Raw genomic sequence first — 17,967 nt, forward strand, 5'->3', positions numbered from 1 at the left:
CGCACTGCCCGGCGGCGCGGCGGCCTTGACGCCACGAGAAGTGTGCCTATCTTGGCGGCCTTGTCGATTTGGAGACTGCTTGCGTGGCCACCACCAGGAAGATGTTGCGCCGTTACACGACCACCGCGCTGGCCGACGGGATCAAGCGCGCGCGCGGGCGCATGATCTCCCCGCTGCAGCGGGCGCTCGGACATTTCGAGAGCGTGTTCATCGACCACGCCTGCTTCCGGCTGGTCTATTCGAACACCTACCGCATCTCCCCCAACATGTACCGGGCAAGCCAGCCCTCCCCCTCGCACATCCGTGAGGCGGCGCGGCGCGGCGTCAAGACCATCCTGAACCTGCGCGGCAGCCGCGACTGCGCCTCCTACATCCTGGAGGCCGAAGCCTGCCGGGCGGCCGGGGTGACGCTGGTGGATTTTCCCGTCAACTCCCGCGACATGCCGAAGAAGGAAACGCTGCTGAAGGCCCGTGACCTGTTCGCGACCATGCAGTACCCGGCGCTCCTGCACTGCAAGTCGGGGGCGGACCGCGCCGGTTTCATGTCGGCGCTCTACCTCTTCATCCACGAGGGCCTGCCCTTGGAGCGTGCAACCAAGCAGCTTCACTGGAAGTACGGCCACTTCAAGCAGGCGAAGACCGGCATCCTCGATTATTTCTTCGAGTTGTACGCGGCCTACAACGAGAAGCGCCCGATCGCCTTCTGGGACTGGGTGGAGCACGTCTATGACCCGGTGGAGGCCAAGGCCAGCTTCCGCTCCCGCGAGTGGGCCGACACGGTGGTCGACCGGGTTCTCGGGCGGGAGTGAGCGCGCCGCGTCACTTCGCCCCAACGAAGTGGCAGTAAGGAAAGTTCAGGAAGTCGAAGCGGCGCACACGGATCGGCTCATGCCGGTTCAGCCAGTCGAACGCCGCGTAATGGGCCATCTGGTCCAGCATCCAGTAGACCTCCGCCCCCGCCAGGAAATGCCCGATGGAGGAGCCGAGCAGCGACAGGAAGCGGTCGCCGCCCGGCGTATTGCCGTAGACATTGAAACAGACGGTGATTTCCCGCGACGGTCCGCGGCGCCGGCTCGATGCGGCACTCCAGGGACGCCATGCGCTCCAGCACCGCTTCAACCGGTGGCAGGGCGCGGAAGAAGGCATCGTCGGCGCGCAGCATGGTCCACAGGCCCAGTTCATGCTCCCGCGCAATGTCCGCCGCGGTGAAACGCCGCTGGAAGCGTCGGCTCAGCCAGGAGGCGAAGACGAGCCGACCCCGACGCCAATCGCCGTCCGCAGACGCACGCCGAAGCGATCCGGGAAAGCGCTTTGTGCGATTGTGCCGTTCCCAACCGCTCTTTCACGAGCGAATGGATAGATGGTCAATCAATTATTGCGCGGTATGATACAGTCTGGTTTAGAGATGCCCGCAACCGGTTACGCCAGGAATGGTCTGCGAAATGCCTCGGTACGCTCAGACCGGACACGCCTTCTCGGTCGACCGCTCCGCCAAAGCCATGCTCCGTCAGCCGTGCCAAAGAGTGCAGGCACGCGCTCCTGCGCCGTCTGGGCGCGCCAGGGCCGCCGGTAAGAGCGGTGCCAACCGAATCGACCGTTTTCCTCAAGCGATCCGGCATAGGGCGGCTTTCAATTTCAGGCCCATTCGATGATTGCCAATTCCGAGAAGCCGCGGCGTCTGACGTGGCACCTGCAGCCGCAACGGGTGCGGGGCTGGCTCGTCCTGCTGGTCATGGCGGTCGCGGTGCCGCTGGTCCTCTTCTCGGTGTTCCTCCTCATCCGCAACGTCGACGCGCAGGCCCAGCAAACGGAACAGCTCGTGCTCGACCGGACGCGCCTGCTGGCCGAGGACGTGGAGCGTGAAGTTGGCCGCCAGATCGCCGCTGCGGAGGTGCTGTCCACATCGGAAAGCCTGACGACGGATGATCTGGCCGCGTTCTACCGGCAAGCCGCCGGCGTGCGCGACCGGCTGGGCACCAACGTGGTTCTCCGCGACCCTCAAGGCCGGCAACGCATCAACAGCCGGATGCCCTGGGGCGCGGATCTGCCGGACAACACCGTGCTCGAAGCCGACCAACGGGTGATCGACACGGGAAAGCCGCAGGTCACCGGCCTCTTCATCGGCGACGTGAGCCAGTCACCTATTCTGGCGGTGATCGCCCCGGTGATCCGCGACGGCCAGATCCGCTATCTGCTGAGCCTGAACATCCCGCAGGAGCGGCTTCAGGCGATCGTGTCGCCGGAGCGCATCCCGGCGGGCTGGCGGGCCGGGGTGATCGACCAGGACGGGGTTGTTATCGCCCGCTCGCATCTGACCGAGCAGTTCGTCGGCAAACGGCTTCCCGCCTCGCTGTGGACCGGCATGCAGAACGTGCCGGACGGAATCCATCGCGCCGTCAATCTGGAGGATGTGCAGGCGATCCAGGCCTACAGCCGATCCCGGACCTTCGGCTGGGTGGTCGCGATGAGCGTCCCCACGACCCTGGTGGCGTCCCCGGCGCGCCACGCCCTCCTGCTCTTCACCGGCGGCGGACTCTTTCTTCTGCTGGTCGGGATCGGGGCGGCGGTTCTGCTTGGGCGGCGCCTCACGCGCTCCGTCTCCCAGCTGGCCGGAGCAGCCGAAGCGCTGGGAGCGGGATATCCGGTGCCGCCGCCCGACGACGGCGTGGCCGAGATCGCGGCGGTTGGGCGCGCCATCCGCAGCGCCGCGGACCTCATCCGGCGGCGCGAGGCGGCGCTGGCGGAAAGCGAGGCCCGCCACCGGGCTATCGTTCAGACGGCGGTGGACGCCATGCTGGTCATCGACGCGACCGGCACGATCCAGAGCTTCAACCCTGCGGCGGAGCGCATCTTCGGCTACGAGGCCGGCGAAGCGGTCGGCCGGAACATCCGCATCCTGATGCCGGAGCCGTACCACTCCGCGCATGACGGCTATCTGCAGACCTACCAGCGCACGGGGGACAGGAAGATCATCGGCATCGGGCGTGAGGTGGAAGGACGGCACAAGGATGGTTCGATCTTCCCGATCGAACTGGCGGTCGCCGAATGGACCGCCGGGGGGCGCCGCCACTTCACGGGCATCGTCCGCAACATCACCGAACGCCGCCGTGCCGAGGACGCCCTGCGCGCCTCCAAGGCCGAGGCCGACCGCGCCAACGTCGCGAAGTCCAAGTTCCTCGCCGCCGCGAGCCACGACCTGCGGCAGCCGGTCCAGGCAATGATGCTGTTCCAAACCGCCCTGGCGGAACGGCTGGACGGGCACCCCGCGGCGCCGCTTCTCGACTCCATGGGGCAGGCCATGGATGGGCTGCGCATGCTGCTCGACAGCCTGCTCGACGTGTCCAAGCTGGACGCCGGACTGATCGTTCCCCAGTTGCAGGATCTGGCGATCGGCCCGGCCATCGAGCAGTTGGGCGCCGAATACCATCCCCAGGCGGAGGCCAAGGGGCTGCGGCTGCGCGTGGTTCCCTGCACCCTGACGATCCGCAGCGATCCGGCCCTGCTGATGCGCATCCTGCGCAACCTCGTGGAAAACGCGCTGCGCTACACCGAACGGGGTGGTCTGCTGATCGGCTGTCGGCGCCGGGGAGACCGCCTGCGCATCGAGGTGATGGATTCCGGAATCGGCATCCCGTCCGACAAGCAGGAAGAGATCTTCGAGGAGTTCTTCCAGGTCAGCAACCAGGAGCGGGACCGCAGCAAGGGGCTTGGGCTTGGTCTGGCGGTGGTGCGTCGCCTCGCCCGCTTGCTCGGTCACAAGGTGCACCTGCGCTCAAGGCTGGGAGCCGGCTCCGCCTTCTGCATCGAGGTGCCGTTGATCGCCCGCCACGCCACCCGCTCCGAGCCGGCGGACGCCCGGCCGGTGCCGAGCGACGGGCGGGGCATGATCCTGGTGATCGACGACGAACCGCTGATCCGCCTCGGCCTGCAGGCGATGCTGGAGGGCTGGGGTTATCGGGTGCTGACGGCGGGCTCCATCGAGGACGCGGTTCAGCACATCGAGAGCGGGGAATGGCCGAGCGCGATCCTGGCCGATTACCGCCTGCGCGACGGGAAGACGGGGCTGGACGCCATCCGGGCGGTGTGCGAGCGGCTCCGGACGCCGGTTCCGGCGACGATCATCACCGGCGACACCGCCCCGGAACGCCTGGCGGAAGCCCGCGCGGGCGGCCACACCCTGCTGCACAAACCCATAGCCGCCCACGAGCTGCGCAACGCCGTGGTGGAGATGGTGCCTGCGGCCGATTGACCGCGGGTCTGGACGCACGATCTCGGTTTGCCGGATCAGGGCGCCAGCAGGGCGGCCTCCCCGTCCTCGCCGAACTGGAGCTTGCACAGGCGGGCGTAAGTGCCGTTCTGCGCGATCAGGGCGTCGTGGGTGCCCTGCTCCAGAATGCGCCCGCCCTCCATCACGACGATCCGGTCGGCGTTGCGCACGGTGGCCAGCCGGTGGGCGATGACCAGCGTCGTGCGCCCCTGGGTCAGCCGCTCCAGCGCGCCCTGCACCAGTCGCTCGGACTCGCTGTCCAGCGCGCTCGTCGCCTCATCCAGCAGAAGGATCGGCGCGTCCTTCAGGAAGGCGCGGGCGAGCGCGAGGCGCTGCCGCTCACCGCCCGACAGCTTCACGCCGCGGTCGCCGATGACCGTGTCGTAGCCCTCCGGCAGTCTGGCGACGAAGTCGTGCGCGGCGGCGGCCTTCGCGGCGGCCACGATGTCGTCGAAGGGAGCGTCCAGCCGCCCGAAGGCGATGTTGGCCCGCACCGTGTCGTTGAACAGCACCGTGTCCTGGCTGACCAGCGAGATCACGCCGCGCAGGCTCTTCAGCGTCACCGCCCGGACGTCCTGCCCGTCGATCAGCACCTGCCCGCCGGTCGCGTCGTAGAGGCGCGGGATCAGGTTGAACACGGTGGACTTGCCGGCCCCGCTGCGCCCGACCAGAGCCACTGTGGCCCCCGCCGGAACGTCCAGGTCGATGCCCTTCAGCGTCTCCGTCCCCTCCTCGTAGGCGAAGCGGACGCTGCGCAGCGACACGGCGGCGCGCTCAACCGCCAGAGGCTTGGCGCCGGGCTGCTCGGTGATGGTCGGCTTCTCGTCCACCAGTTCGAAGATGCGCTGGGCGGCGGCCAGACCTTCCTGCAGCACGGCGTTCAGCGTGCCGATGGCGCGCACGGGCTGCGCCGCCATCAGGAGCGCGCCGACGAAGCCGGAAAAGGCGCCGACCGACCCCTCGCCCATCGCCATCCGGTAGCCCGCGAAGGCGATCACACCGGCCACGGCGGCGCCGCCCAGCACCTCCATCATCGGGTCGATGCGCGAGCGGGCTCGGGTCGCCTTCATGGTCAGGGCGAAATTGTCCTCGAAGGCGCGGGCGGCGCGAGCGCGCTCGTAGTCTTCCAGGGAGTAGGTCTTGACCATGCGGGCGCCGGCCAGGCTTTCCGTCAGCAGGGCGGTCATGTCGCCCATCTGCGCCTGGGTGTCGCGCGACACGCGGCGCAGCCGCTTGCCGATGTTCACGATGGGAATGGCGGCGATCGGGTAGATCAGGAAGACGATCAGCGACAGCACCCAATCGAGATAGAACATCGACCCGACGAGCGCGATCACCGTCAGGATGTCGCGCACCAGCCCGGTCAGGGTCCGCGACAGGGCGTTGCGGATCAGGTCCACGTCGCTGATGAAGCGGGAGGTCAGCGTGCCTGTGGGGGCCGCGTGAAGCTGGGCGGTGTCGGACCTCAGCAGATGGTCGAACATCGACAGGCGCACGTCGGTGATGATCCGCTGCACGATGTCGGTCGTCACCACCGTCTGCGAGTACATGGACAGCGCCTTGACCGCCGTGACCACGATGATCAGGAGCGGGATGACCAGCAGCATACCCCGGTCCTGCTCGGAGAACATCGAATAGGCCTGATCGATCAGCAGCGGGTAGGCGCCGGTCGCCGCCGCCACCACGGCCATCAGCAGGAAGGACAGCATCAGCTTGCCGGTGTAGGGGCGCACCCATTCCCGCAGCATGCGGCCGACCAGCCGCTCCGTCGCCGCGTCGAGGCGCAGCCGTTCTCCGCTCATCTTGCTCACGTGCACGTCTTCCTGTAGCGCGATCGCGATGGCTTAGCCGATGGCGCCGGTGCTTGTCCATCAAGCCTTGGTCACTGCGCCTCGCCCACCGGGACTTGTCCGCCGGGCCGGAACCGATCAAGCTTCCTTGACCGGCCGGTGGCACCATACCGACCGGCACGCGCTCCACCCTGTGCAAAGGAGGCGCCATGGCGGCGGACGGTGGAAACGGACAGGGTCCCGGCAATCGATACGGCCAGCAGCACCACCGGCCGCGCATCGGTCTGGCGCTGGGCGCCGGGGTGGCACGGGGCTGGGCGCACATCGGCGTCCTGCGGGCGCTGACGCGCTACGGGATCGAGGCCGACATCGTCTGCGGCAGTTCGGTTGGGGCGCTGGTGGGCGGAGTCCATCTCGCCGGCAAGCTCGACGCGCTGGAGGAGTGGACGCGCAGCCTGACCCGGATGAAAATCGTCGGCTATCTGGACCTGCGGCTGCGCCAGGGCGGCGGCCTCATCGGCGGGGACCGGCTGGTCGCCGAGATGCGCCACCATCTCGGCGACATCCTGATCGAGGAACTTCCCAACCCTTTCGCCGCCATCGCCACCGATCTGGTCACCGGGCACGAGGTGTGGATGCGCAACGGCCCGCTGGTGGACGCCCTGCGCGCTTCCTTCTCCCTGCCGGGGGTCTTTCCGCCGGTGCCGTTCGAGGGGCGCTGGATGGTCGATGGCGCCCTGGTCAACCCGGTGCCGGTGTCGGCCTGCCGGGCCCTGGGGGCGCAGATGGTGATCGCGGTGAATCTTGCCGCCGACATCATCGGCAAATCGCGCCGCCCAGGCGCCGCCGTGCCGACCGCGGCAGGGTTCGATCTCCTGAAGCTGATCGACGAGGAGCAAGGCCCGGATGGCGAGTCCAAGCCCCGCGCCGGCTTCCGCGTGCCCATCGGCGCGCTGAGCCGCCGCATCTTCCGGCGCGATTACGAGGGGCCAAGCCTGTTCGGCGTCATGATCTCCTCGCTGGGCATCGTCACCGACCGCATCGCGCGGTCCCGTCTGGCCGGCGAGCCGCCGGACGTGCACATCACGCCGCGGTTGGGCCACATCGGCCTGTCGGAATTCGACCGGGCCGAAGACTGCATCCGTGAAGGGGAAGCGGCGGTCGAGCGCGTCCTCCCCGACCTTCAGGACGCGCTGAGGGTTTTCGGCTACGCGCCCCCGGTCTGAGCGGCGTCAGGCGGTCAGGTCGACCGCCGCGCCGCGCCGGTCGTTCTCGCCGGCCAACTGGCGCTTCAGTTCTTCGGCGATCTGCTTTTCGACGGCGGCCCGCTTTTCCGCCGGCATGGACGCGAGGGAGTCTTCGTCCAGCTTCATGCGGGCGAGAATCTGGTCCCGGATGCGTTGGGCCGGCGACTTCCGCGCCTCCTTGAGGAAGGCGTCGGCAGCGCTGACTCCGCTCGCCTCCTTCTCCGGTTCGGCCTTCCCGTTCTGCGTCGTGAACTTGGCGACGACGCGGGAGACGTCGCTGAAATAGTTGGAGATTTGCATGACGGCTTCTCGTGACCGATGGGCTGGAGATCCGACACGCAAGTTTTGTGCAACCTAAAATATTCTTGGCAATCAACCGCATAAGTGGGATTTCTGATGGCGTGTATGTGCCGGGCGGCAAAAATGACCGGCTCATGATCTGCCGGCTTCCGGTTCCGGCCCCTTCCGCCGAGACGACGCATGGCCCCATCACCACCGACCGCCTGACCCTGAGGCCCTTGCGGGAGGGGGACGCGCCCGACCTGCTCGCCGATCTGCGTCACCCCCGGGCAAGCTGCTTCCTCGCGCTCAAACTGGACAACCTCGACGCCGCCGCCGCCGAGGTGGAAACGCGCAGCCGAAGCGACGAGCACATCGCCGTATGCCTGCGAAGCACCGACCGGGTGATCGGTGACGTGTTCCAGGTGCCCGAGCCGCCGGACATACATACCGTCGGCTGGTGCCGTCGGCTGGAACTTCAACGCGGATTTTGCCGGGGCCGAATACGCCGCGGAGGCTGCGCGGGCCCTCTTCGACCATTTGTTCACTTTGAGGCAGGCCCGCCGCCTCTACGCCTGTGTCGAGGAGACCAACGTCGCGTCGCAGCGCCTGTGCGAAAGGCTCGGCATGAGGAAAGAAGGGCTCTTCGTGGAGTTCATATCCTTCGAAACGGATGGCGACGGGCAACCCATCTTCGAGAACACGATGCAGTACGCCATCCTGCGCAAGGAATGGCGGGCCTGAAAAAACGAAAGCGCGCCGCGCCCGGTCGGCGCGACGCGCTTGTCGTCATCGGCAACGGATCGCACGGACCCGTTGCGTCCGGTCAGCGATCCAGAGCCGTGCCCAGCGCGGCACCGCCCAGGCCACCGATGATGGCGCCACGCTTGCCGTCCACCGCGTAGCCGCCCGCGGCGCCAGCCGTGCCGCCCACCACGCCGCCGGTCGAACAGGCCGCGAGCGTCAACAGCGCAATGGCGGTCCCGATCAGGCGCAAACGAGACATGTCCAAACCCTCCTTGTGGTGCTTCTCGCTCCTGTAAACAGGCGAGAAGGCCATTTGCTTCCACGACACCGCGATTCCATCGGGAAACCACCCTTGGATGAGGGCGAAAGAGGGATATCAGGCGCGTTTGGGCCGCCGGTCAGAACAGAACGCGGGTTCCAACGCGCAACATCGTGCTGTCGGACGGGTCTCCGCTGTAGGTCATGGTGCCGAGATCGGCGGTGACGCTGACCTTCGGCGACATGCGGAACCGCAGACCCGTGGACCAGGCGTCCTGTGGGGCCTCGGCGCCGACCTGCGTGTGGGCCAGCCGCCCCATGACCGTCCAGCCCCGCGACGGCGTGCCCTGCTCCAGATAGAGGCCGGCGTTGAGCGTTCGCCGCGCGGCGCCGTCGTCGGGCTGCTGCTCGCGGTAGCCGGCGCCGACCGTCACGCCGGGCAGCGTCACCTGCCCGCCGACCACCCAGGACCGGCGGGGCGTGCCGCGGTCCTTGGCGACGGCGGCCTTGCCCACCCCCGCGGTGATCCGCAGACGGGCCTTGCCGAGCCGGCCGTCATGACGCACCACGCCTTCCACCACATGGCGGGCGAGCGGATCGGCCGCTCCCAGCTCCGTGCGCACGGGGGTGTAGCCGAGGCCGATGTTGAAGCCGTGCAGACGCGGCGAATAATAGGTTGCCCGTGCGTCCGGTCCACCAAACGCGCCGTCGTTCATGAAGACGGGATCGGCGAACCATTGGTCGCGCACCGGCGTGGTCACCACCATCCGACGCGACGCGCTTTCCGTCTGGCCAACCTCAAGGGCGCCCCAGCCGCCGAGGTCGATGGCCTTCTTGTCGAACCGGATCGGCGTGGCGCCGCCACCCGCCGCCGGCCGGTCCAGGCCGGGCAAAGCTCCCGCCATCACCGCTGGGGAGGACAGAACAAGCGTCAGGGCTGCGAGGGGCAGTGCCGAAATGCGCCGTGTACGAAACATGAAATGCCCCTCGCCCGTTGCATTAACCCGGAAGGATTGTAGCTCGCCGCAATGCTGCATTGCGGGAGACATTTCTGCATTATTTTAGGAACATTGGGAAATTTTGGTCGCTGCGTTGCACTCGCGCCCAAGAATTGCCAAAATCGGGTGTACCGCGAAGGCGGCATCTCCCCTATCCGGCGCGAGGACTATGGAGACGGCGAGCACCATTATCCTGATCGGATCGTCGCTGCTGATCGTCAGCATCCTGACCAGCTATCTGGCGCTGCGGATCGGCACGCCGCTGCTGCTGATCTTTCTGGGCGTCGGGCTGCTGGCCGGGATCGACGGCGTCGGAGGCATCAGCTTCAACGACGCGGACAGCGCTTTCCTGATCGGCTCCATCGCGCTCGCCGTGATCCTCTTCGAAAGCGGCCTGGACACCAAGCTGTCCAGCTATCGCGCCGCCGCATGGCCGGCGCTCAGCCTCGCCACCTTCGGGGTCGCCATCACCTCCGGGGTCATCGGCGTCGCCGCGCATGGTCTGCTGGGCCTGCCCTGGATCGAATCCTTCCTGGTCGGCGCCGCGGTCAGTTCCACCGACGCGGCGGCGGTGTTCTTCCTGCTGCGGGTCGGCGGCATCACCATCCGCGACCGCGTGCGCTCGACGCTGGAGATCGAGTCCGGCAGCAACGACCCCACCGCGATCCTGCTGACCGCCATGCTGGTGGAGGCGGCACTGCACGGATGGGGAACGCCGTTGGAGCTGGCCGGCTTCCTGGTCAAGCAGATCGCCGGCGGGGCGGTCCTGGGCATCCTGGGCGGGGCCGGGCTGGCCGCCTTCATCAACAAGGCCCGCCTCGACCCTGGCCTGAATCCGGTGGTCACCCTGGCCTTCGCGCTGTTCCTGTTCGCCGGCACGAACGAGCTGGGGGGCAGCGGCTTCCTCGCCGTCTACGCCGCCGGCCTCGTCGCGGGCAATGTGAAGCTGCGCGGGGCGCTGGGCCTGCGGCAGTTCCACTCGGGCCTGACCTGGCTCAGCCAGATCGTCATGTTCGTCATGCTGGGGCTGTTCGCCACCCCGCATGATTTCGGAGCGATCGCCCTGCCCGCCCTGGCCCTGGCCGTCCTTTTGATCCTGCTGGCCCGCCCGCTGGCGGTGTGGTTGTGCCTGCTGCCCTTCCGCTTCTCGGCCAACGAGAAGACCTTCATGGCCTGGGTCGGGCTGCGCGGCGCGGTGTCGATGCTGCTGGCGCTGGTGCCGATCCTGGGCGAACTGCCGGGCGGGCAGGTGATCTTCAACACGGCTTTCCTGGTGGTGATCGTGTCGCTGGCGGTGCAGGGCTGGACCATCGGCCCGATGGCGCGCTGGCTGAAGTTGATCGTCCCGCCGCGGCGCGGCCCGGTCGAGCGGTTCGAGCTGGAACTGCCCGGCGGGGCCGACCAGGAGATGGTCGCCTACACCGTCCACCCCAAGAGTCCCGCCGCCCGCGGCCAGCGGACGCCGCGCTTCGCCCGCCCCTCCCTGGTCATCCGCGAGGGGCGCGTGGTGCCGCTGCACAAGGCGCGGACGCTGCAGGCCGGGGATATGGTCTATCTGTTCACCCCTCCCAGCCAGTTGCCGCTCATCGACAAGCTGTTCGCCGAGAGCCGCCCGCTGGATCAGGACGACCGCGAATTTTACGGCGATCTGGCGCTGAACCCTGACGCGACGGTGGAGCAGATCGCCGAGATGTACGGCCTGCCCCTGTCGCTGGCCAACGCCCAGTGGTCCCTGCGCGATCTGCTGCGCAACGAATTCGGCGGCGGTTGCGAGCTGGGCGACCGGATGCGCATGGGCGGCGTCGAACTGATCGTCCGCGACATGCAGGACGGGCAGATCACCTCGGTCGGCCTCGCGCTGGAGCCATCGGCGATGGACAAGGCCCGCGTGCCGCTGTTCCAGGGTCCGGAACGGTTCTGGCAGACGATCGAATCCTGGTGGTCGGAACGCTCCTTCCGCCGCTGGCAGCTCCGGGAAACCCGCCGCGAGCGCGTGCCCACCCGCGCCGTCGAACCGCCCGCCTTGGCCGGGAAGGAACCGGAACGGCTGGAGGGGTGACCCTGTCCGGGCGCTCGCCGGACGCTCAGGCCATCGCGGGCTGTTGGGCGCGGATCATCGCGGCGAAGGCGTCCGGGGCGACGGGCCGGCCGAACAGATAGCCCTGCAGCAGGTCGCAGCCGACGGAGACCAGAAAGTCCCGCTGCTCCTCCGTCTCGACTCCCTCGGCCACGGTGACAAGACCGAGGCCGTGCGCCATGCCGACCGCAGCGCGGACCAGCGCCCCGTTCTTCAGGTTGTCCGGGATGTCCGCCATGAAGGCGCGGTCGATCTTCAGCTTCGACACCGGAAGCTGCTGCACATAGCTGAGCGACGAATAGCCGGACCCGAAGTCGTCGATGGCCACTTGGACGTCGATGGCCTCCAGTTCCGTCAGAGTCTGCACGGCAGCCTTCAGATCGCGCACCGCCGCCTGCTCGGTGATCTCCAGACCCAGCCGCCCGCGCAGCGCCGGGTGGCGGCCCAACAGCTCCTCGAGGCGGGTGCTGAGGTTGCCACGCAGGAACTGTGGACCGGAAATGTTGATGAAGATCTGGTTCGGCAGGGTACCCGCCTGCTCCCACACCGCCATTTGCTCGACGACGGCGTTCAGCACCCAGTCGGTGATGGGAACGATCAGGCCGCTTTCCTCGGCGACCGGGATGAACTCGCCGGGAGAGACCGGCCCCAGCGTGTGCTGGTTCCAGCGCAGCAGCGCCTCAGCCCCCACGATCCGGCCGGAGCGGGCCTCTACGATGGGTTGGTAGGCCATGTGCAGCTCATTCCGCTCGATGGCGTGGGCGAGATGCATGGTCAGGAACATCCGGCGGGTCGCCGCCGCGGCCATTTCCGGGGTGTAGAAGCAAACGGCGTTGCCGCCGTTGTGCTGCGCGGCCTGAAGCGCCAGCTTCGCCTTGGCGTTCAGCTCCTCCAGCGTGCGGATGTCGGCGTCCTGCACCGCGGCGCCGATGGACAGCCGCAGCCGCACCCAATGGCGATCGGCGTAGATGGAGGCGGTCAGCCGGTCATGCAGCAGATCGGCGAGCGTCTCCGCCTGCTCCGCGCTGTCGACGCGGGACAGGGCGGCAAACTCGTCGGCGGCGATGCGGCAGACGTAGGTCTGTTGCGGCAGCACCTCGGTCACCCGGCTGACCATCGCCTTCAGGGCGGCGTCGCCGACGTGGAAGCCGAACGCCTCGTTGATGTCGCTGAACTGGTCGACGTCGAGCGCGTAGAGCGCGAACAGGCCGCCTTCCTGGCCGGGAAAGGGCGCGGCGAGCACGGCCTCGCACTCCTCCAGAAAGGCGGTGCGGGTCAGAACCCCGGTCAGCGGATCGTGTCGGGCCAGATAGGTCGCCCGCTGCTCCGCCGCCAGCCGCTCGGAGATGTCGCGGATGATGCCGACGAACACGACCTCGCGCGCCAGCCGGGCCTCACCGACGCTGAGATGGATCGGGAACACCGCGCCGTCCTTGCGCCGGCCGAGCGCGTCGCGCCCTATGCCGATGATCTTGGCGCGTTCCGTCTCCAGGTAGCTGCCGATGTACTTGTCATGATCGCGGGAGAAGGGCGGCGGCATCAGGACGGAGACGTTCCGCCCGATCAATTCCTCCTCGTCGTAGCCGAACAGGTCGCGGCAGGACCGGTTGACCGTGCGGATGATGCCATGGCGGTCGGCCACCACCACACCGTCCACCGCCGCGTCGAGCAGCGTCGTCACGAAGGGGTCACGGCGCAGGACGAAATCGGCGATGCGGGCCGGGTCGGTCACATCCTGGAACAGGCCAAGAAAGCCATGCCCTCCGTCGCCAGTGCGGTGGGGCAGGACGCAGCCGGTCAGCACGCCGCGCCCGCCGTTCGCACGCTCGACCTCGCAATCCACCGGAGCGGCTTCCCCGGTCTGGCGGGAGCGGCCCAGCGCCTGCGCCACGGCGCGCGCCAGCGGATGGTCGATTTCGGCCAGCGGACGCCCCGCCAGATCTTCGGGTGACGTTCCCAACACGGCGGCGAGGACCGGGTTCGCGAACAGGCAACGCCCACCGGCGTCGGCATAGACCAACGCGAAGGACGCCTGGTGCATGAGGCTTTCGGCCAGCGACGCCAGGAACGCCGATGTCGTCGGCATTGCCGGTGCGGACGGGCTGTCAGGCCCCTGATGCTCTGCCGGAGACACGTTGGACAAAACCGTACCCGCTCACCAAGGCGCCCGCTGGGCGCTCGACACGAGGCCCGTTACCCAGGGGTGCACAGAAACCGAGTTGTCATTATGACGGCTTGCGGAGCATTTTCCAACAAATTGCGGCGAAATCACAACATCTGTTGCACCCACCGCTCCCCGTACCACAACCCTGGGCAGGAGAACGCCGCCCCGTCTCATCCGGAGGAACGGCGCCGATGGCGGAACCCAACCTCTCAAGATCTACGCCTTTCGGCATACACCAAAGAGAAGCGCGAAGCAACAATCCCTCCCTATGCCGCCGCGGCGAGCTCCCGCACCCGCTGCGACAGCTTCTGGAACGCACGCTCCTCAATCTGGCGGATGCGTTCGCGGCTGACGCCGTAAACGGCGGCCAGATCCTCCAGCGTCTTGGGCGACGGGCTGAGGCGACGGGCCGTCAGGATGTCGCGCTCACGATCCTTCAGCACGGCCATCGCCTCGCGCAGCATGGCGCTGCGATGCATCGCCTCGTCGCGCTCCAGCAGGCTGTCCTCGGCGTTCGGGCGCTCGTCGGGCAGGAAGTCCTGCATCTCCGCGGTCCCCTCCCCGGCGGAGAGCGGCGCGTTCAGCGAGGCGACCGGCTGAACGAAGCGGCGGTTCACCGCCACCACGTCGCTTTCCGGGACGTCGAGTTCCTGGGCGATGCGGGACACGCTTTCCGGCTTCAGCTCACCGTTGCCGAATTCGCCCAGCTTGCGCTTCAGGCGGGACAGGCCGAAGAAGAGCTTCTTCTGGGCGCCTGTGGTGCCCAGCTTCACGAGGCTCCAGGAGCGCAGGATGTATTCCTGGATGGACGCCTTGATCCACCACATCGCGTAGGTGGACAGGCGGAAGCCGCGGTCCGGCTCGAACTTGCGGACGGCGGTCATCAGGCCGATGTTGCCCTCGCCGACCAGATCGGTCATCGGCAGCCCGTAGCCGCGGAAGCCGGTGGCGATCTTGACGACCAGACGCAGATGGCTGGTCACCAGCTTGCGGGCCGCCTCCATGTCGCCATGCTGGCGCCACGCGGTGGCCAACACATACTCCTCCTCCGCGCCCAGAACGGGGAAGCGATGGACCTGCTCAATGTAACGGGACAGCGACTCGCCGGGAAATGGCGTGGTCAGTGCCAGTGCGGTGCTCATGTCACATCCTCTTGAAAGCGATATGACCCAATCCGCCGGTCCCCGCGATGGGCGGCCGGCGCCCTCTCCGTGAAGGCACCTCCAGTTTACGCGGACGGAACGCCAAGTCAACGCCGTGAGGGCGCGAGTGCCCGGTGCCCTGACAGGGATGCATGGCCGCCCCCACTCATAAACGGGGCGCAAACCACCCCGGCCTTATTCATGCCGCCAAAAGGCCGAACCCAAAACACCGCACCAGGAGAGGGCAGCCCCGATGGCCGACATACTCGTCGTCGATGACAACCCGGTGTCCCTCAGCATCGTCCGCAAGCTTCGGGAGCAGGAAGGCAACACCGTGACCGGCTGCACCGACGCGCGGGCGGCCATCGAATCATTGACCGTCCATGCGTTCGACCTGCTGGTCACCGACCTCCTCATGCCGGAGCATGACGGCTCCGAAGTCATCCAGGCGGCCAAGAGCATTCGCCCGAACTTACGGATCATCGTCCTGTCCGAAATCGATGAGCGGGTGCCGCCGGAGCTGACCATGCAGGTCCTGGCCAAGCTGGGCGTCGCCCGGATGGTCCGCAAGCCGATCAAGCCCGCGGTCCTGGCCTCCGAAGTGCTCGCGGTGCTGATCGCCGGCTGACGGGCTCTGGCGGGAGGGCAGTGGCGGGAGGGCGGTGGCTAGGCGGCGTATGGCTCCCTCACGGTTGCATCGGGACGGGGCTTGCCTCACCCTGCCCTCGCACATCCGCCCCTCTTCCCTGGGAAGCCCGCATGATCCGCGCCGCGCTCGCCACTTTCCTGTCCGCAAGCCTGTTCGCGGGCGCGCTCGCCTTCGCGGACCCCGCGGCGGCGGACGCGCCGGCCTTCGGGCTGCCGATCGAGTGCCGGGTCGGGGAAACCTGCTTCATCCAGAACTACGTCGACGAGGACGCCGGTCCCGGCTGGCGCGATCATGCCTGCGGCCGGCTGAGCTACGACGGCCATGACGGCACGGACTTCCGCCTGCCCGACTACACGGCGATGGACAAGGGCGTCGCCGTGCTGGCCGCCGCCGCGGGCACCGTCCTGCGGGTGCGCGACGGCATGGAGGACGTGAACGTCAACGTCATCGGGCGCGACACGGTGATGAAGGTCGGGGGCGGCAACGCCGTCATCATAGACCATGGCGACGGCTGGCAGACCGCCTACCTGCACATGAAGCGCGGCAGCGTCGCGGTCACCCCCGGCCAGCGGGTGGAGGCGGGGCAACGGCTGGGCGAGGTCGGGCTGTCGGGACTGACCGAGTTCCCCCACCTGCATTTCGGCGTGCGCCACAACGGCGCCGTCGTCGATCCCTTCGTCGGCCAGCAGCCCTTCACCGCCTGCGGCCAGCCCTTGACGCCGCTGTGGAACGCCGCCACGGCCAAGGCGCTGGCCTACCGCCCGACCGCCGGCCTCAGCGTGGGCTTCGCCACCCGCCGCGTTCCGGAGGCCGAGCCGGCCCGCCACGGCGAGTTCGCCGGGGAGGTGCTGAGTCCGGACTCGCCCATGCTGGTGCTGTGGTCCGACATCATGGGAGTCCGCGACGGCGACATCCAGCGAATCCGCATTCTCGACGGCGATGGCCGGACCCTGTTCGACAACAGCAAGGGCATCACCGGGGACAAGGCCGTCTGGTTCGCCTATCAGGGGCTGAAGCGTCCGGCATCCGGATGGCCCAAGGGACCCTACAAGGGCATCGTGACGCTGACCCGCGACGGCAAGACGGTGGTCACGCTGGAACGCCGGCTGGAGGTTCGCTGACGCCCCGCCGCCCCATCACCGGGTCGACCCCGACGTCATGCGGTCGGGGACGCCTTGGGTCAGCAACGTGGTCAGCCAGCGGAAGTTCGGCGCGCTTTCGGCCTGGAGCGCGCTCTGCACCACCTGCATGGCCTCCTCGGCGTCGGGTGCCCGCATGTCGGGAGTTTGGCCTTCGGCGGTCTGGCCCGATGCCTCGTCCGCCCCGCTCTGCGCGAAGACGCTGACGGCGCCGACCCCCAGCCGGTGGGCGATCGCGGAACTTCCCGTCACCGGACCCACCGCGGAGGACGCCATCAGGCCGGCCCCGCCATCCTCGCCGCCGACGCCGTTCAACTGCTCCAGCATCGCGGCGAACTGGCCGGCGAGTTCCCCCGCCTGCCGGGGCGCGCCCGTGCCTTTGCGCTCCAGAAGCTCTTCAGCCCGGATGCGCATCAACTGGGAAGCGTCGGCGTTGGCCGGTATCGACATGGCGCGTGGACCCTGCGGCGTTCGGCTACCGGTTCAGGGCAAGCAAGGGACGGGCCATCATCGGGACTGGCGGCCAGCCGGGCGGTTCGGCTTTCTCGTCACCCGCGCACCCGGCAAAAATTTCCGCTCCACCCGGCAAGAATGACCCGCCATCCGGCAAAAACTGACCACGCGGCGCCCTCGCCGCCCCTCAGTCCCGGAAGTTCACGTACTGCAGGGGCTGCTCGATCTTCAGCCCGCGCACCAGGGCGATGGCGTCCTGGAGGTCGTCGCGCTTCTTGCCGGTGACGCGCAGTTCGTCGCCCTGGATGGAGACCTGGACCTTCATCTTGGCGTCCTTGATCGCCTTGACGATGGTCTTGCCGAGGTCCTGGGCGATACCCTGCTTGACGGTGACGACCTGGCGCAGGGCGTCGCCCGCCGCCCGCTCCGGCGGCTTGGAATAGTCCAGGGCGCCGGCGTCCAGCTTCCGGCGGGTCACATAGACCCGCAGCAGCTCCTGCATCTGGTCCAGCTTGGCGGCGTCGTCGGCCAGCAGGGTGATGTCGTTCTCGGTGCGCTCCACGGTGCAGCGCGAGCCCTTGAAGTCGAAGCGGGTCTCGATTTCGCGGCGCATGCCGTTCAGCGCGTTGTCGATTTCGTGGATGTCGGTCTTGGACACGATGTCGAAGGACGGCATGGGACTCTCTTTGCTCAGGCGGACGGAATCGCGGAACCGTAGACGAGGCCGCACCCCGCCTTCAAGGGGCCAGCAAGGGGG

15 protein-coding genes and 1 pseudogene are annotated in these 17,967 nt (G+C 68.1%); 7 read left to right on the plus strand and 9 right to left on the minus strand.

Features of this window, described 5'->3' with window-relative positions:
* The first annotated feature begins 83 nt into the window (after nt 1-83).
* Nucleotides 84-809, plus strand: a complete 726-nt coding sequence (locus H0B54_RS06545) for a protein tyrosine phosphatase family protein (protein ID WP_343068911.1) — start codon at nt 84-86, stop codon at nt 807-809.
* Between the two features lie 10 nt (nt 810-819).
* On the opposite strand, the gene H0B54_RS06550 is transcribed toward H0B54_RS06545, so the two are convergent.
* On the minus strand, nt 820-1,146 hold the full coding sequence (locus H0B54_RS06550; protein WP_188259692.1) for a hypothetical protein: 327 nt from the start codon (nt 1,144-1,146) through the stop codon (nt 820-822).
* Nucleotides 1,147-1,648: 502 nt separating this feature from the next.
* On the opposite strand from H0B54_RS06550, the gene H0B54_RS06555 reads away from it, so the two are divergent.
* Entirely contained in the window at nt 1,649-4,249 is a 2,601-nt protein-coding gene (locus tag H0B54_RS06555) for a hybrid sensor histidine kinase/response regulator (RefSeq protein ID WP_188259693.1), read from the plus strand.
* A 35-nt stretch (nt 4,250-4,284) separates the two neighbouring features.
* Here the strand turns inward: H0B54_RS06555 and H0B54_RS06560 are convergent, their stop codons facing one another.
* Entirely contained in the window at nt 4,285-6,069 is a 1,785-nt protein-coding gene (locus H0B54_RS06560; RefSeq protein WP_211109230.1) for an ABC transporter ATP-binding protein, read from the minus strand.
* 197 nt (nt 6,070-6,266) lie between these two features.
* Between H0B54_RS06560 and H0B54_RS06565 the strand changes: the two genes are divergently transcribed.
* Nucleotides 6,267-7,283 (plus strand): patatin-like phospholipase family protein, encoded by a 1,017-nt coding sequence (locus H0B54_RS06565; protein WP_188259695.1) that lies wholly within the window; start codon nt 6,267-6,269, stop codon nt 7,281-7,283.
* A gap of 6 nt (nt 7,284-7,289) precedes the next feature.
* Here the strand turns inward: H0B54_RS06565 and H0B54_RS06570 are convergent, their stop codons facing one another.
* Complete coding sequence (locus tag H0B54_RS06570) at nt 7,290-7,604, minus strand: hypothetical protein (RefSeq protein WP_188259696.1); 315 nt, start codon at nt 7,602-7,604, stop codon at nt 7,290-7,292.
* 390 nt (nt 7,605-7,994) lie between these two features.
* Between H0B54_RS06570 and H0B54_RS30395 the strand changes: the two are divergent.
* A pseudogene (locus tag H0B54_RS30395) lies at nt 7,995-8,156 on the plus strand (hypothetical protein); the annotation flags it as partial.
* A 253-nt stretch (nt 8,157-8,409) separates the two neighbouring features.
* Here H0B54_RS30395 and H0B54_RS06580 read toward each other — a convergent pair.
* The gene (locus H0B54_RS06580) at nt 8,410-8,589 is read right to left on the minus strand and encodes a hypothetical protein (RefSeq protein WP_014198692.1); all 180 of its coding nucleotides are present in this window, start codon (nt 8,587-8,589) and stop codon (nt 8,410-8,412) included.
* Between the two features lie 139 nt (nt 8,590-8,728).
* Nucleotides 8,729-9,565 (minus strand): porin, encoded by an 837-nt coding sequence (locus tag H0B54_RS06585; protein WP_188259697.1) that lies wholly within the window; start codon nt 9,563-9,565, stop codon nt 8,729-8,731.
* A 190-nt stretch (nt 9,566-9,755) separates the two neighbouring features.
* Between H0B54_RS06585 and H0B54_RS06590 the strand changes: the two genes are divergently transcribed.
* The gene (locus tag H0B54_RS06590; protein ID WP_188259698.1) at nt 9,756-11,645 is read left to right on the plus strand and encodes a potassium/proton antiporter; all 1,890 of its coding nucleotides are present in this window, start codon (nt 9,756-9,758) and stop codon (nt 11,643-11,645) included.
* Between the two features lie 25 nt (nt 11,646-11,670).
* Here H0B54_RS06590 and H0B54_RS06595 read toward each other — a convergent pair whose 3' ends face one another.
* Entirely contained in the window at nt 11,671-13,749 is a 2,079-nt protein-coding gene (locus H0B54_RS06595) for a putative bifunctional diguanylate cyclase/phosphodiesterase (RefSeq protein ID WP_188259699.1), read from the minus strand.
* Nucleotides 13,750-14,093: 344 nt separating this feature from the next.
* A complete protein-coding gene (gene rpoH, locus H0B54_RS06600; protein WP_188259700.1) occupies nt 14,094-14,969 on the minus strand; it encodes an RNA polymerase sigma factor RpoH in 876 nt (291 codons plus the stop codon).
* A gap of 253 nt (nt 14,970-15,222) precedes the next feature.
* Here rpoH and H0B54_RS06605 point away from each other — a divergent pair, with 253 nt between their 5' ends.
* Together H0B54_RS06605 and H0B54_RS06610 are read left to right on the plus strand one after the other, a co-directional pair.
* Nucleotides 15,223-15,597 (plus strand): response regulator, encoded by a 375-nt coding sequence (locus H0B54_RS06605; RefSeq protein ID WP_188259701.1) that lies wholly within the window; start codon nt 15,223-15,225, stop codon nt 15,595-15,597.
* 131 nt (nt 15,598-15,728) lie between these two features.
* Nucleotides 15,729-16,739 (plus strand): M23 family metallopeptidase, encoded by a 1,011-nt coding sequence (locus H0B54_RS06610; RefSeq protein ID WP_188259702.1) that lies wholly within the window; start codon nt 15,729-15,731, stop codon nt 16,737-16,739.
* A gap of 15 nt (nt 16,740-16,754) precedes the next feature.
* On the opposite strand, the gene H0B54_RS06615 is transcribed toward H0B54_RS06610, so the two are convergent.
* Complete coding sequence (locus tag H0B54_RS06615) at nt 16,755-17,207, minus strand: hypothetical protein (protein ID WP_188259703.1); 453 nt, start codon at nt 17,205-17,207, stop codon at nt 16,755-16,757.
* Nucleotides 17,208-17,397: 190 nt separating this feature from the next.
* Nucleotides 17,398-17,886, minus strand: a complete 489-nt coding sequence (locus tag H0B54_RS06620; protein ID WP_188259704.1) for a YajQ family cyclic di-GMP-binding protein — start codon at nt 17,884-17,886, stop codon at nt 17,398-17,400.
* Nucleotides 17,887-17,967: the final 81 nt, after the last annotated feature.

It is taken from the genome of Azospirillum tabaci (assembly GCF_014596085.1).
Taxonomy (GTDB): Bacteria; Pseudomonadota; Alphaproteobacteria; order Azospirillales; family Azospirillaceae; genus Azospirillum; species Azospirillum tabaci.

What these genes read in the sequence shown, in the direction of transcription:
- H0B54_RS06590 (WP_188259698.1), top strand. Translation starts at nt 9,756, where the DNA reads ATGGAGACGGCGAGCACCATTATCCTGATCGGATCGTCGCTGCTGATC.
- H0B54_RS06570 (WP_188259696.1), bottom strand. Translation starts at nt 7,604, where the DNA reads ATGCAAATCTCCAACTATTTCAGCGACGTCTCCCGCGTCGTCGCCAAG.
- H0B54_RS06605 (WP_188259701.1), top strand. Translation starts at nt 15,223, where the DNA reads ATGGCCGACATACTCGTCGTCGATGACAACCCGGTGTCCCTCAGCATC.
- H0B54_RS06610 (WP_188259702.1), top strand. Translation starts at nt 15,729, where the DNA reads ATGATCCGCGCCGCGCTCGCCACTTTCCTGTCCGCAAGCCTGTTCGCG.
- H0B54_RS06565 (WP_188259695.1), top strand. Translation starts at nt 6,267, where the DNA reads ATGGCGGCGGACGGTGGAAACGGACAGGGTCCCGGCAATCGATACGGC.
- H0B54_RS06560 (WP_211109230.1), bottom strand. Translation starts at nt 6,069, where the DNA reads ATGAGCGGAGAACGGCTGCGCCTCGACGCGGCGACGGAGCGGCTGGTC.
- H0B54_RS06615 (WP_188259703.1), bottom strand. Translation starts at nt 17,207, where the DNA reads ATGTCGATACCGGCCAACGCCGACGCTTCCCAGTTGATGCGCATCCGG.
- H0B54_RS06595 (WP_188259699.1), bottom strand. Translation starts at nt 13,749, where the DNA reads ATGCCGACGACATCGGCGTTCCTGGCGTCGCTGGCCGAAAGCCTCATG.
- H0B54_RS06555 (WP_188259693.1), top strand. Translation starts at nt 1,649, where the DNA reads ATGATTGCCAATTCCGAGAAGCCGCGGCGTCTGACGTGGCACCTGCAG.
- H0B54_RS06550 (WP_188259692.1), bottom strand. Translation starts at nt 1,146, where the DNA reads ATGCCTTCTTCCGCGCCCTGCCACCGGTTGAAGCGGTGCTGGAGCGCA.
- H0B54_RS06580 (WP_014198692.1), bottom strand. Translation starts at nt 8,589, where the DNA reads ATGTCTCGTTTGCGCCTGATCGGGACCGCCATTGCGCTGTTGACGCTC.
- H0B54_RS06620 (WP_188259704.1), bottom strand. Translation starts at nt 17,886, where the DNA reads ATGCCGTCCTTCGACATCGTGTCCAAGACCGACATCCACGAAATCGAC.
- rpoH (WP_188259700.1), bottom strand. Translation starts at nt 14,969, where the DNA reads ATGAGCACCGCACTGGCACTGACCACGCCATTTCCCGGCGAGTCGCTG.
- H0B54_RS06585 (WP_188259697.1), bottom strand. Translation starts at nt 9,565, where the DNA reads ATGTTTCGTACACGGCGCATTTCGGCACTGCCCCTCGCAGCCCTGACG.